Origin of the sequence: Arthrobacter sp. V1I9, from assembly GCF_030817075.1 — a bacterium.
GTDB lineage: Bacteria > Actinomycetota > Actinomycetes > Actinomycetales > Micrococcaceae > Arthrobacter.
Window position 1 is genome coordinate 2,638,805 of record NZ_JAUSYU010000001.1, and the last position, 12,943, is coordinate 2,651,747.

At 65.2% G+C, this 12,943-nt stretch carries 13 protein-coding genes; all 13 read right to left on the bottom strand.

What is annotated here, in order from left to right:
- Nucleotides 1-92 precede the first annotated feature (92 nt).
- Complete coding sequence (locus tag QFZ70_RS12405; RefSeq protein ID WP_307097875.1) at nt 93-698, bottom strand: MazG nucleotide pyrophosphohydrolase domain-containing protein; 606 nt, start codon at nt 696-698, stop codon at nt 93-95.
- A 64-nt stretch (nt 699-762) separates the two neighbouring features.
- On the bottom strand, nt 763-1,899 hold the full coding sequence (locus QFZ70_RS12410) for an adenosine deaminase (RefSeq protein WP_307095957.1): 1,137 nt from the start codon (nt 1,897-1,899) through the stop codon (nt 763-765).
- A 40-nt stretch (nt 1,900-1,939) separates the two neighbouring features.
- The gene (locus QFZ70_RS12415) at nt 1,940-2,668 is read right to left on the bottom strand and encodes a DedA family protein (protein WP_307095958.1); all 729 of its coding nucleotides are present in this window, start codon (nt 2,666-2,668) and stop codon (nt 1,940-1,942) included.
- Nucleotides 2,669-2,794: 126 nt separating this feature from the next.
- Nucleotides 2,795-3,424 (bottom strand): DedA family protein, encoded by a 630-nt coding sequence (locus tag QFZ70_RS12420; RefSeq protein ID WP_307095960.1) that lies wholly within the window; start codon nt 3,422-3,424, stop codon nt 2,795-2,797.
- Between the two features lie 6 nt (nt 3,425-3,430).
- Complete coding sequence (locus QFZ70_RS12425; protein WP_307095962.1) at nt 3,431-4,765, bottom strand: thymidine phosphorylase; 1,335 nt, start codon at nt 4,763-4,765, stop codon at nt 3,431-3,433.
- Complete coding sequence (locus QFZ70_RS12430; RefSeq protein WP_307095964.1) at nt 4,759-5,166, bottom strand: cytidine deaminase; 408 nt, start codon at nt 5,164-5,166, stop codon at nt 4,759-4,761. The genes QFZ70_RS12425 and QFZ70_RS12430 overlap by 7 nt, the downstream gene beginning before the upstream one ends.
- Before the next feature lie 7 nt (nt 5,167-5,173).
- A complete protein-coding gene (locus QFZ70_RS12435) occupies nt 5,174-6,499 on the bottom strand; it encodes an ABC transporter permease (protein ID WP_307095966.1) in 1,326 nt (441 codons plus the stop codon).
- Nucleotides 6,496-7,869, bottom strand: a complete 1,374-nt coding sequence (locus tag QFZ70_RS12440) for an ABC transporter permease (protein WP_307095968.1) — start codon at nt 7,867-7,869, stop codon at nt 6,496-6,498. The genes QFZ70_RS12435 and QFZ70_RS12440 overlap by 4 nt, the downstream gene beginning before the upstream one ends.
- Entirely contained in the window at nt 7,862-9,442 is a 1,581-nt protein-coding gene (locus tag QFZ70_RS12445; RefSeq protein WP_307095970.1) for an ABC transporter ATP-binding protein, read from the bottom strand. Before QFZ70_RS12445 ends, QFZ70_RS12440 begins: the two co-directional genes overlap by 8 nt.
- A 180-nt stretch (nt 9,443-9,622) precedes the next feature.
- Nucleotides 9,623-10,693 (bottom strand): BMP family protein, encoded by a 1,071-nt coding sequence (locus QFZ70_RS12450; protein ID WP_307097876.1) that lies wholly within the window; start codon nt 10,691-10,693, stop codon nt 9,623-9,625.
- Nucleotides 10,694-10,978: 285 nt separating this feature from the next.
- Nucleotides 10,979-12,010, bottom strand: coding sequence for an NADP-dependent oxidoreductase (locus tag QFZ70_RS12455; protein ID WP_307095972.1), 1,032 nt, complete (start codon nt 12,008-12,010; stop codon nt 10,979-10,981).
- Entirely contained in the window at nt 12,007-12,435 is a 429-nt protein-coding gene (locus QFZ70_RS12460) for an organic hydroperoxide resistance protein (protein ID WP_307095973.1), read from the bottom strand. The genes QFZ70_RS12455 and QFZ70_RS12460 overlap by 4 nt, the downstream gene beginning before the upstream one ends.
- Nucleotides 12,436-12,482: 47 nt before the next feature.
- Entirely contained in the window at nt 12,483-12,917 is a 435-nt protein-coding gene (locus tag QFZ70_RS12465) for a MarR family winged helix-turn-helix transcriptional regulator (protein WP_307095975.1), read from the bottom strand.
- Nucleotides 12,918-12,943 lie beyond the last annotated feature (26 nt).

Here is a 12,943-nt window from a genome sequence, read left to right on the forward strand (position 1 = left end):
TGAAAACTCGACGTACTCGTCACGGACCAGCGTAGTCGAGAGTGGTCCGGGTTACGGAAACCTATCCGGCCCCGGACGTCATGATGGTGCGGTTACCTCTGTTGGTGCTGCTCGGGGACGCGCTGCTGGTAGTTCCGGACCGCGCCGCGCAGGGCACGCTCGGCGTCGAATCCGCCGGCGCGGGCAGAACGCACGACGGCGAGCAGCAGCTCGCCGAGCTCGTCCTCCGACGTGAAAGCGGGCACGTCCACCGATGGACGTGCCTCCGAAAACCCGGCCCTCGCCGCGCGGTCGATGGACTTCTGCGCCCGGGCGAGTGCCGGGAGCGCCCGCGGAATGCCTTCGAACGGATCCCTCCGCCCGGGACGCTCTGCCCGCTTGACGGCGTCCCACTTCTGCACGATCTCATCAACCGTGGCAGGAAAACTGTCCTGCAGGGAGCCGTCCGGGCGGAACACGTGCGGGTTCCGGCGTACCATCTTGGCACTCAGGCCGCGAGCGACGTCGTCGAACGTGAAGGCGCCGCGCTCTTCTGCAAGCCGGGCGTGCAGCACCACCTGGAGCAGCACGTCGCCCAGCTCGCCCCGGAGTTCGGCGTCGTCGGTTCCTGTGCCGGTTCCGGCCTCGATGGTTTCGGCCACCTCGTAGGCCTCCTCCAGGAGGTACTCCACCAGCGACTCATGGGTCAGCGCGCCCATCCAGGGGCAATGCTCCCGCAGGGCGGCGATCACGCCAATGAGCTCCGGCAGGGGTGACGGCTGGCTAGCCAAGGTTTGCGTAGGCGTCGTTGATGTACTCCACCAGTGCTTCCTTCTCCTCAAGGGGCAGGAAGGATGCCTCGGCGGCGTTCAGGGTCAGCTCCAGCAGGTCGTCGAGGTCGTAGTCGAAGGTTTCCACCAGGAGGTCGAACTCGTCCGTCAGGGTGACGCCGCTCATCAGCCGGTTGTCGGTGTTGATGGTGACGTTGAAGCCGAGCTGGTAGAGCATGTCCAGCGGATGGCTTTCGATGCCGTCACCGAAGCCGGCGATTGCGCCGGTCTGGAGGTTCGAGGACGGGCAGATCTCCAGGGCGATGCCACGGTCGCGGACCCAGCTGGAGAGGTCGCCGAGGGTCACCAGGCCGATGGTGTCCTCGGTCTCGTCATCGTCGTCGAACTCCACCATGATGTCCTCGGCGATCCTGACGCCGTGTCCCAGCCGCAGCGCCCGGCCGTCCACCAGGGCTGACTGGATGCTTTCCAGGCCGGCTGCCTCGCCGGCGTGCACCGTGGCCGGAAAGTTTTGCTGGGCAAGGTAGGTAAAAGCCTCTTTGAAACGGGAGGGCAGGAAACCGTCCTCGGCTCCGGCGATGTCGAAGCCGACGGCGCCCTTGTTGCGGTGGCGGACGGCAAGTTCGGCGATCTCCTGGCCGCGGTCGGCGTGGCGCATGGCGGTGATCAGCTGGCCCACCTGGATTTCCCGGCCGGTCTCCCCCACGGCCTCGACGCCGGCCTCGAGGCCTTCCTGCACCGCTTCCACGGCTTCGTCCAGGGTGAGGCCCTTCTGCAGATGCTGCTCCGGCGCCCACCGCACTTCGCCGTACACCACGCCGTCGTCAGCGAGGTCCTCGACAAATTCCTTGGCTACGCGGATGAGCCCTTCGGCGGTCTGCATCACGGCAACGGTGTGGTCGAAAGTTTCCAGGTAGCGGACCAGGGAGCCGGAGTTCGCGGATTCCCGAAACCATTGCCCGAGCGCAACCGGATCGGTCGACGGAAGGGTGTGCCCAACGGCCTCGGCCAGTTCGATGATGGTGGCCGGACGGAGTCCTCCGTCCAGGTGGTCGTGAAGTGAAACCTTGGGCAGGTTCTTCAGGTCAAAATCGATGGCAGGGGCAGCGTCAACAATAGGCTCAGTCACGTACCCCACCTTAGGGTGGGCAGCAGTTCAATGCCAGCGGCTAGGTTGCGGCAGGTCCGCCGTCTGCGGCTGCGGGTGCCATGACCGCGGTGGCGCGGGTTTGTCCGTCCCGTGCCCCATTGGGACCGCCGTCAAGCCACTCATCCACTTCTTCGGCGTCGTTGCGGGCAAGATGCTTGTGCCACAACCGGAGCAGGTGGTCGATGAGGACACCGAGCACAATGGCGAACACCACGGCAATGCCCGCACTGAGCAGTGGGTTGTGGTGCAGCCACGGGAAGGAACTGGCCAGCAGGCCAATCCCGATGGAATACCCCACCCACGTGATGCAAGCGAAGGCGTCCAGCAGGAAGAAGCGGCGGTGGGAGAAGCCGGTGCTTCCGGCTACGTAGTTGACAGCCACCCGGCCCCAGGGAATGTAGCGGGCCGTGAAGACCAGCACGGCGCCGCGTTTGTCCAGTTCGTAGCGGGCCCAGCCGAAGGCCTTCTGGACCTTGGGCCGGCGCATCCACTTCCACCGGTTCAGGCCGATCCGGCGTCCGAGCATGAAAGCCATGTTGTCTCCGGCAATGGCACCAATCAGCGCGGTGAGGCCGAGGATCCAGAGATTGGGTTCCCCGCTGTGGCGGGAAAACGCTGCAAGGGCCACGATGAGGGTCTCGCTGGGGACCACCATGGCGAAGCCGTCCACAAAGAAAAACAACAGCAGGACCGGGTAGATCCACCATTGGCCAGCTGCATGGAGCACAGCCTCATTAATAAACTCCACGCGGTCTTGCTCCTATGCAAAATGGCACCGGCCAAAAGTGCCGCAGCCAAAGCGGAAATCGTTCCTAAGTGTCCCACGGCCGCGGCGCAACACGCTACGCCCCGTCCTGCCCGAACAACGGTCCGGCTACGCTTCTGGTTCCTTCATCCGTTCCACCATCGGAGCCCTGCGCCGGACCCGGTTGATGACGACGTCCACCACGATCCCCAGCGCCACCGCGCAGATGATGGCGATGACAGCGCCCAGGAGGTGGTTGTTTTCAAACCACTGGCCGAAGAACAGGCCGATTCCCACCGAGTAGGCCGCCCACAGGCTGGCCGACAGGACAGTCAGCCCCACAAAGCGCAGGTGCGGATAATGCGTGACCCCGGCTGTGAGGTTCACCGCAACCCGGCCGATTGGGACGAACCGCGCCACGAGGATGAGCGAGGCAGGGCGCTTGCGTAGCTCCCGGCCTGCCCACCGAAAGGCACTTTGCATCCGGGGGCCCCGCATCCAGGCCCAGCGCCGGGTGCCCACCCTTCGCCCGATCAGGTAAGCGATGTTGTCGCCGGAAAAGGCGCCCAAAGCCGCCACCAGCATCAGGAGCCAGGGGTTGGGAACGTCTGCGGTGGCGGCAACGGCGGACAGACCCACCACCACTGACTCGCTGGGGATGGGCGGGAAGAAGCCATCAATGATGCAGCATGCCAAAACAAGGAACAACACCCAGGGCTGTCCGGCTGCCGCGAGAATGAAGTCATTGATGGCCTGCATGGGTCCCTATGCTATGCGGTCAATGATGAGTCGCTGTGCGGGCCGTGATCCCTCGGGTGCGATGACTGCTGCGTTTTCCAGCGCTTCTTTGGCGCGGGCGAACCGTTCCGGGGTGTCGGTGAGCAGGGTCATCAGGGGCTCGCCCGCCCGGACCACGGCGCCTGGCTTGGCGTGCATGCGGACTCCCGCACCTGCCTGCACCACGTCCTCCTTGCGGGCCCGTCCGGCACCGAGCCGCCAGGCTGCCACGCCCACGGCCAAGGCATCGAGTTCCACCAGCACTCCGTCCGCGGGGGCGTAAACCACCTCGGACTCCCGGGCCGCCGGCAGCTTGGCCCGCGGGTCCCCGCCCTGCGCCTCGATCATCCGGTTCCAGACGTCCATGGCGCGGCCGTCCTTGAGGGCAGCCGCAGGGTCGGCGTCGTGCACGCCTGCAGCGGCGAGCATCTCCTCGGCGAGCCGGACCGTCAACTCCACCACGTCGTCGGGTCCGCCGCCCGCCAGCACCTCAACGGATTCCTCCACCTCGATGGCGTTACCCGCAGTCAGGCCCAGCGGCGTGCTCATGTTGGTGAGTAGGGCCACGGTGTTGACGCCGGCATCCTTACCGAGCGCCACCATGGTCTCCGCCAGTTCACGGGCCGTTGCCTCGTCCTTCATAAACGCGCCGCTGCCCACCTTCACGTCCAGCACCAGAGACCCGGTGCCCTCGGCGATCTTTTTGCTCATGATGGACGAGGCGATGAGGGGGATGGCCTCAACGGTGCCGGTGACGTCGCGGAGTGCGTAAAGCTTTTTGTCCGCGGGAGCGAGGCCTGCACCGGCTGCGCAGATGACCGCGCCCACGTCCTGGAGCTGGGCCAGCATCTCCTCGTTGCTGAGGGAGGCCCGCCAGCCGGGAATTGCCTCGAGCTTGTCCAGCGTGCCGCCGGTGTGCCCGAGTCCCCTGCCGGAGAGCTGCGGAACGGCGACGCCGAAGACCGCTACCAGTGGCGCCAAAGGCAGGGTGATCTTGTCCCCCACGCCTCCGGTGGAGTGCTTGTCCGAGGTGTACTTCAGCCCACCGTCGGGGCGGCGCAGGCTGGAGAAGTCCATCCGTTCGCCGGAGGCAATCATGGCGGCCGTCCACCGGGCGATTTCGGTGCGGTTCATGCCGTTGAGCAGGATGGCCATGTTCAGGGCGGCCATCTGCTCGTCCGCGATGGCTCCCCGAGTGTAGGCATCGATGGTCCAGTCAATCTGGTCCGCGCTCAGCGTGCCCTTGTCCCGCTTGATGCGGATGATGTCCACGGCGTCGAACGCTTCGGCGATGTTTTCCGCTGCGCGGGCCTCTGTCACCATGTTTCCTCCAGGTGTTCGGGACCAAAGGCGTCTGGCAGCACCTGGTCCATGGTCTTGATGCCTTGGGTGGTCATGAGCTCCATGCCTGGTGCCCGGAATTCGTAGAGTAACTGGCGGCAGCGCCCGCACGGCATCAGGACGTTGCCCTTGCCGTCCACGCAGTAGAACGCCCGGAGCAGTCCGCCGCCGGTCATGTGCAGGTTGCCCACGAGAGCGCACTCGGCGCACAGGGTCAGCCCGTAGCTGGCGTTTTCGACGTTGCAGCCACTGACGATGCGGCCGTCCTCGGTCAGCGCCGCAGCCCCCACCGGAAACTTCGAGTAGGGCGTGTAGGCCCTGCCCATGGCCTCGACGGCGGCAGCTTCCAGGGCGGGCCAGTCCACGGCCCTTGCGGGTCCCACCCGCCCGTCAGCCCTTGACATACGGGATGCCGCTGGCTGCCGGCCCTCTGGACTTGCCCACCAGTCCGGCCACGGCGAGAACCGTCACCAGGTAGGGCAGCATCGCCATGAATTGGCTCGGCACGGGGGTGCCGATGATGGTCACGATGCTTTGCAGGTTGTCTGCGAACCCGAACAGCAGCGCGGCGAAGAATGCGCCGATGGGGTTCCACCGGCCAAAGATCAGGGCAGCAAGCGCAATGAAGCCGCGGCCGCCGGAGATTTCTTTGGTGAAGCTGTCGATCGCCACGAGGGTGAAAAAGGACCCGCCGATGCCGGCGACGGCTCCGCCCAGGGTGACGTTCCAGAACCGGGTGGCGTTCACGTTGATGCCCAGGGTGTCGGCCGCCTGGGGGTGCTCGCCCACGGCGCGGACGCGCAGGCCCCACCGGGTCTTGAAGAGGCCTACCCAGACCACCAGGACCGCGATGTACATCAGGTACCCCACCAGCGATTGGCGGAACAGGATGGGCCCGATGATGGGGATGCTGGACAGGACGGGGATCTCGATGATGTCGAGGCCGGGAGGTGAATTGAACTGGTCGCTGTCCGCCTGCATGACCGTGCTGAAGAGGAAGCCGGTAACACCGGAGACCAGGACGTTCAGGACAACACCCACGATGATCTGGTTGACCAGGTATTTGATGCTGAACACCGCCAGCACCATGGACACCACGGCTCCGGCCACTGCGGCGGCCAACAGCCCGATGAAGGGGTTCTGCGTCATGCTGGCAACGATGGCGGCGGTGAAGGCGCCGCCCAGGAGCTGGCCCTCGATGGCGATGTTGACCACGCCCACGCGCTCACACAGGACGCCGGACAACGAGCCGAACACAAGCGGGACGGCGAGGGTGACGGACCCGGCGATCAGCCCGGCCAGCGAGATGCTCGGGGTGCGGGCACCGCCCACCACCCAGATGAGGAAGGCGGCCACGAACAGGACGATGAAGGTAACTGTCAGCCAGCCGGGAGCCGGCCGGTCCTTGGTTTTCAGGTACACCGCATAGGCTGCGAGCCCCAGCAGCAGTACGGACAACACGATGCCGCCCGCGAACGCGTTCACGGCAAGGGCCGGCAACTGGAAAAAGTCTTCGCCCGTGGAGATGCCGAAACTGGCGGTCTGGTTGGGCGCCAGCAAACCGAAGAAGACCAGGGCGATCAGACCGAAGGCGGTGAGCAGGACAGGCGTCCGCCAGGTCACCGGCTTGGCGGAGATGGCGGCGGAGCGGGTGTCTTTGGAGGTGTCACCCGGCTGTGGGTTTCCGGGGCGGGGCGACGATAGTTTTGTGCTCATGCTGCACCTCCGGTTGTGGCTGCCTGGCGGGACCTGGCCGCACGGGCCGGCTTCTTGCGGCGGGGGTTCAGGCCAAAAACGGCCCGGACCAGCGGCGGAGCCGCAATAAAGAGGACGATCAGGGACTGGACCACCAGGACGATGTCGATCGGGGTTCCGGTCTGGATCTGCATCTGGACGGCTCCGGCGCGGAAGGCGCCGAACAGCAGGCCGGCAGCGAAGGTGCCCCACGGCGTCGAACGTCCCAGGAGGGCGACGGTGATCGCGTCGAATCCATAGGTGGCCGCCACGCCGTCCGTGAGGACTTTCTCCGTGCCGGCCACCTGGGCGACGCCGGACATACCCGCCAGGCCACCGGCAATGGCCATCACCAGGATGGTGGAGCGGGAAACGTTGATGCCTGCGGTCTGGGCAGCCTTGGGGTTGGCGCCCACGGCACGGAACTCAAAGCCCACGGTGGATCGGTTCAGGAGCCACCACACCAGGACGGTGGCCGCGATGGCCAGGAGGAAGCCCAGGTGCAGCCGGTACTGCGTGCCGAAAATCTGCGGGTACACGGCGGTGGGGTCCAGGATGGGCGAAATGGGGTTCGTCTCTCCCGGCCGCTGGAAGGCTGGCGTGTTCAGCAGGTACCGCAGGAAGTACAGCGCGATGTAGTTGAACATGATGGTGAGGATGACTTCATGGGCGCCCGTCCGGGCTTTGAGCAGCCCCACAAGGCCGCCCCAGAAGGCACCGCCAATGATGCCGGCCACCAGGACCAGCAGCAAGTGCAGTCCCAGGGGCAGGTGGAGGGCGAAGCCTACCCAGGCGGCAAGGATGCCGGCCACGATGATCTGCCCCTGCGCGCCGATGTTGAACAGTCCCGCGCGGAAGGCAAGTGCCACGCCCAGGCCGGCTGTGATGAGCGGCGTGGCAATGGTGAGCGTTTCCATAAACGGTGCGAACTGGGCCGCGACGCTGTTGCCCCGGGGGTTGAAGACCGAACCTTGGAACAGGGCGATATAGGAGCGGGTGACGGCGTTCCACACAGCCGTCAGGAAATCGGTGGGGCGGGCGAAAATGTAGGTGGAGGTCGTGGCCACCTGCTTGTCCGTGCTCGCGATCAGGAGGCCGCCGATGATGAGCGCCAGCAGGACGGCCAGGACCGAGACCATGCCGCTCCCGGTAAAGATTTTGCGGAGCAGGGTGTCGGGGCCGCCCGGGAGCTGCCCGCTTTGGGCAGTGGCCGGAACCGCCGACGGTTCCATGGCGCCGCCGGCAGTATCAACGGATACGACGGCGGCTGTCTCCTCGGCAGCGGGGGCGGGTCGGTGCGCTTTGCTGCTGCCCTCTTCGGCTGCGTGCTTGGGTGGATGTTTGTCAGACATGGTCGCCTCCTTCGGCGTCGGAAGTGGAGGCTGCGGCAGCGGCGGGCGCCTGCCCTGTGGTATGCGCGTGTTCCTCCGGCGGTATGCCCGCCATCATGAGGCCCAGGACGTCACGGCTGGTGCCGCCCGGAACAACGCCCACCAGCTTGCCCTTGTAGATCACCGCGATGCGGTCTGCCAGTTCCATCACCTCGTCCAGCTCGGTGGAGATGATCATCACCGGAGTGCCCTGGTCCCGTTCCGCCACGATCCTGCGGTGCAGGAACTCGATGGAGCCCACGTCCACGCCGCGGGTTGGCTGGGAGGCGATGAACAGGCGCAGCGGGCGGGAGAGTTCGCGCGCCATGACCAATTTCTGCTGGTTGCCGCCGGACAACGTACCTGCGGCGGCTGCGGCGGAGGGCGTCCGGACGTCGAATTCGCCGATGCGGGCCTTGGCGTTCTCCAGGATCTTCGCCGGGCTCATGCTGATGCCCTTCGCGAAGGGAGGCTTGTCGTAAAGGTCCAGGACCAAGTTCTCGGCCACTGAGAACGTGCCCACCAGACCGTCCACCTTGCGGTCTTCCGGAACGAACCCGACGCCGGCGTGCAGGACTTCCTTGACGGACCGGCCCAGCAGTTCCTTGCCGTCGAGCCTGATGGAGCCGGAGACCCTGTCCTGGAGGCCAAGGATTGCTTCGGTGAGTTCGGTTTGGCCGTTGCCCTGGACGCCTGCCACGGCGAGGATCTCGCCGCGGGCAATGTCGAAGCTGAGCCCGTCCACCACATGCTGGCCGTTGGAAGCGATGACTGTGAGGTCCCGGACTTCGAAGGTTTTCTCCTTCGGCTGTGCGGGTGCTTTGTCGAGGGTCAGGCTGACGGCGCGTCCCACCATCATCGAGGCGAGTTCGGCTGTTGGGGCAGCGGGATCGGCAGTTCCCACCACCTTGCCGCGCCTGATCACGGTGATGGTGTCCGAAACTTCCTTTACTTCGCGCAGCTTGTGCGAGATGAAGACGATGGACGTGCCGCCGGCCTTGAGCTGGCGCATGATGTCCAGCAGTTCGTCGGTTTCCTGGGGTGTCAGGACCGCGGTGGGTTCGTCGAGGATCAGGACCTTGGCGTTGCGTACCAGCGCCTTGATGATTTCGACGCGCTGCTGGACGCCCACGGGCAGGTCCTCCACCAGGGCGTCCGGATCGACGTCGAAGCCGTACTGGTCCGAGATTTCCTTGATCCGGCGGCGCGTCTCTTCCAGGTTGAGGAAACCGGCGGCCTTGGTGGGTTCTGCACCGAGCGCCACGTTCTCGGCCACCGTGAAGACGGGGACCAGCATGAAGTGCTGGTGCACCATCCCGATCCCGGCCGCCATTGCATCGCCGGGTCCGCGGAAGGCCACCGCTTTGTCGTCTACGAGGATTTCGCCCCCGGACGGCTCGTAGAGGCCGTACAGCACATTCATCAGGGTCGATTTTCCGGCCCCGTTCTCGCCGAGCAGACAATGTATTTGTCCGGGCTCAACCACCACGTCGATGTGGTCGTTGGCGAGCAGGGTTCCGAAGCGTTTAGTGATCCCTCTGAGTTCAAGTTTCAAAACTCTGACCAATCTCGAAGCGTCCAGTGATCGACCGGACGGGATATGTGGCTGCAGCACCAGCCTAGTGGGTGCAGTCCTGGGATGAGCGGGCGGTGGCCCGAAAGAGGAAGTCCACAGCAAAAAGCGCCACCGCCCGGCCAGTCATTGACCAACCGGGGGTGGCGCTTCAGATGCGGGTCAGGCCTTGGGGCTGGCGGCGGACTCCACCTTCAGCTTGCCGTCAACGATGTCCTTCTTGATCTGCTCAAGTTCGGTCTTCAGCTCCGCAGGGACCTGGGACTCGAGATCGTGGAACGGGGCCAGCTGCACGCCTTCGTTGGCGAGGGTGCCGACGTACGGGGTGTTGCTGAACTTACCTTCCTTGTCCTCCTTGACCACGGTCTCCACGGCGTCGCCCATCTGCTTCATGACAGAGGACAGCATGATGTCCTTGTAGTCAGGGGCCGTGAGGTAGCCGTCGGAATCAACCCAGATCAGCTTGACGTCCTTGCCCGCATCCTTGGCTTCGCTCAGCGCGGCACCGGCGCCCTTGCCCACCGGGCCGGCCACCGGCATCACGATGTCGGCGCCCTGGTCCAGGAAGTTCTGGGTCAACTGCTTGCCCACGTCCTGCTTTTCGAAGTCGCCCGTGAAGCTGCCGTCCTGGGCGGCCTTGTTCCAGCCAAGGAGCTTGACGTTCTTGCCCTTTTGCTCGTTGTAGTACTTCACGCCGTCGGCATAGCCGTCCATAAAGATAGTGACGGTGGGAATCTTGATGCCGCCGAACGTGGCCACGGTTCCGGTCTTGGTGGTTCCTGCGGCGAGGTAGCCGGCGAGGAAAGCAGCCTGGGCTGTGTCGTAGATGATCGGCTTGACGTTGCTGATAGGTGTTTCGTAGCCGAAGTCGATGATGGCGAAATGGCTGTCCGGGTTGGCCGTTGCCTGTGCCTTGGTGGCGTCGCCCAGGAGGAAGCCAACGGTGACGGTCAGGTTGCAGCCTGCGGTGACCATGGCGCGCAGGTTGGGCTCAAAGTCGTTGTTGGTCTTGGACTCAACCTGGTTGACCTTGATGCCGAGGTCGGCTTCAGCCTTTTTCAAGCCCTCATAGGAGGACTGGTTGAAGGACTGGTCGTCGAATCCACCGGAGTCGGAAACGATGCAGCCGGTGTAGTCGGTGACCCCGGCGGTCGAAGTGCTTCCGGCTTCGGGCGCTGCGCCGCAGGCGGTCAACAGAAGGGCCGAGGCACTGACGGTAGCCAGGCCGGCCATTGAACCGCGCTTGAATTGTGCACGCAGTGATGTCTTCAATTTTCCTCCAGGATGAAGAGAGTGGCGCTACGGCTGGAATTCAATGAGTGTCCGTTTCTGCACTGAAATTCTGTTTTCACTGAGGTCCGCAGCACTGCGCCGGAGCGCACTGATGCCACCTACTTTAGTGGCCTGCACCACGTCCCAATAGCACAGCGGGACTTGTTCCCGGAGATTGTTTACAAGTTGTTACCAACCAGTACGGGTGCCGCGTCCGGAGTGCGGCGCCCGTACTGGTCCGGCTGGTTACTGCCCAGGCTGGAGGCGGACCAGCATCTTGCCGGTGTTGGCTCCGTCAAGCAGGTCCATAAAGGCCTGCGCGGCGTTCTCGAGCCCGTCAACGATTGTTTCGTCGTACTGCACGGTGCCATCAGCCAGCCACCCGGCCATTTTCGAGGCAAATTCGGCGGCGTGCTGCCGCTGGCCGCCCACCAGGAAACCTTTCAGGGTGAGTTGCTTGCCGATGGCCAGCATCAGGTTGTGCGGTGCAGGCGTCGGCTCCGTCGAGTTGTACTGCGCAATGGCTCCGCACATCGCCACCCGGCCCCCGACATTCAGGGTGGCCAACGCTGCCTCGAGGTGCTCGCCACCCACGTTGTCGAAGTAGACGTCGATACCGCCGGGGCCGGCTGCTTCCTCCAGCTGCCCGCGCACGGGACCGTCGTGGTAGTCGAAGGCGGCGTCAAAGCCGAGCTCAAGAAGCCGGGCCACCTTGGCGGGTGAGCCTGCGGAGCCGATCACGCGGGAGGCGCCCATCGCCTTGGCGATCTGGCCCACCAACGAACCCACTGCCCCTGCGGCACCGGAGACGAACACGGCGTCGCCGGTTTTGAAACCGGCAACCTTCAGCAGTCCGGCGTATGCGGTAAGCCCGGTCATGCCCAGGGCGCTGAGGAACGCGGACGCGGGGGCGAGATCTGTGCGGGCAGGCTGGGCAACGCCGCCATCCACTACTGCGTACTCGCGCCAGCCGAGGCTGTGCACCACAACGTCACCTTCCTGGTGTTCCGGGGATCGGGACGCGATCACGTCACCCACGGCGCCGCCGTCGAGCGCTCTGTCCAGCGCGAACGGCGCGGAGTATGACTTGACATCGTTCATGCGTCCGCGCATGTAGGGGTCCACGGACATGTAGAGGTTCCGGACCAGGATCTGGCCGTCCCCCAGCTCGGGCAGCGGCGACTCGGCAAGCCGAAAGTTGCCCGCCACGGGGCGCCCCACCGGGCGGGAGGCCAATTGGATTTCGCGGGTGGCGGCGGGGAGGGTTCCAAGGCTCACGCGGCGAACTCCATGATCCTGATATCCACGGTGATGTTTCCCCGAGTGGCGCTGGAGTACGGGCAGACCTGGTGTGCCTTGGCAACCAGTGCCTCTGCCGCGGCCAGATCCAGAGCGGGCAGCGCGATTTCCAGTTCCACGGCAAGACCGAAGCCGGCCCCGTCCAGCTGGCCGAGGTGGACTTTGGCAGCTACCGCCGAGTCTGTCAGGTCGGCCCTTTCCTTGCGGCCCACCAGGCGGAGCGCGGAGTGGAAGCAGGCTGCATAGCCGGCGGCGAAGAGCTGCTCGGGGTTGGTTCCCTGCCCGTCTCCGCCCAGTTCCACGGGGCTGGAGAGGGTGACGTCCAGCTTGCCGTCATTAGAGCGCGCATTGCCGTCGCGTCCTTCGCCCGAGGCGAGCGCCTCGGCAGTGTAAAGAGGTTTCATGGTGTATCCGTCCTGTTCTGAGGCTGAAAACTTCCGGGCCGATGCTGTCAGTGGCTGTTATGGAGGGCGGCAGTCAGCCGGCCCAGGGTGTGGTGGAGCTGGTCGAGCTCCTCGGGCGTCAGCCCTGCCGCCTCGGCCAGCCGTTTGGGGATGGCGCTGGCTTTTCCGCTGAGTTGCCGTCCGGCGGCCGTCAGGTGGATGGCCACGCGACGCTCATCCTCACCGGACCTGCGGCGTTCCACCAGGCCCAGTGACTCCAGGCGCTTCAGCAGGGGCGAGAGCGTGCCGGAGTCGAGTCCGAGCTCCTCGCCCAGTTCCTTCACGCCCCGCGGCTCGTTTTCCCAGAGCACCAGCATCACCAGGTACTGGGGATAGGTCAGCCCGAGCTCGTCAAGGACAGGCCGGTAGACGGCAGTCGCGGCGCGGGAGGCCGAGTAGAGCGCGAAGCACACCTGGCGGTTCAGCCGTGGAGCATCAGTCATAAGAACATCCTAGGGCCCAATTCAAT

Coding starts and splice junctions, on each gene's coding strand:
- QFZ70_RS12460 (WP_307095973.1), bottom strand. CDS start 12,435: ATGAAACCTCTTTACACTGCCGAGGCGCTCGCCTCGGGCGAAGGACGC.
- QFZ70_RS12440 (WP_307095968.1), bottom strand. CDS start 7,869: ATGTCTGACAAACATCCACCCAAGCACGCAGCCGAAGAGGGCAGCAGC.
- QFZ70_RS12465 (WP_307095975.1), bottom strand. CDS start 12,917: ATGACTGATGCTCCACGGCTGAACCGCCAGGTGTGCTTCGCGCTCTAC.
- QFZ70_RS12450 (WP_307097876.1), bottom strand. CDS start 10,693: ATGGCCGGCCTGGCTACCGTCAGTGCCTCGGCCCTTCTGTTGACCGCC.
- QFZ70_RS12435 (WP_307095966.1), bottom strand. CDS start 6,499: ATGAGCACAAAACTATCGTCGCCCCGCCCCGGAAACCCACAGCCGGGT.
- QFZ70_RS12420 (WP_307095960.1), bottom strand. CDS start 3,424: ATGCAGGCCATCAATGACTTCATTCTCGCGGCAGCCGGACAGCCCTGG.
- QFZ70_RS12405 (WP_307097875.1), bottom strand. CDS start 698: ATGGGCGCGCTGACCCATGAGTCGCTGGTGGAGTACCTCCTGGAGGAG.
- QFZ70_RS12425 (WP_307095962.1), bottom strand. CDS start 4,765: ATGGTGACAGAGGCCCGCGCAGCGGAAAACATCGCCGAAGCGTTCGAC.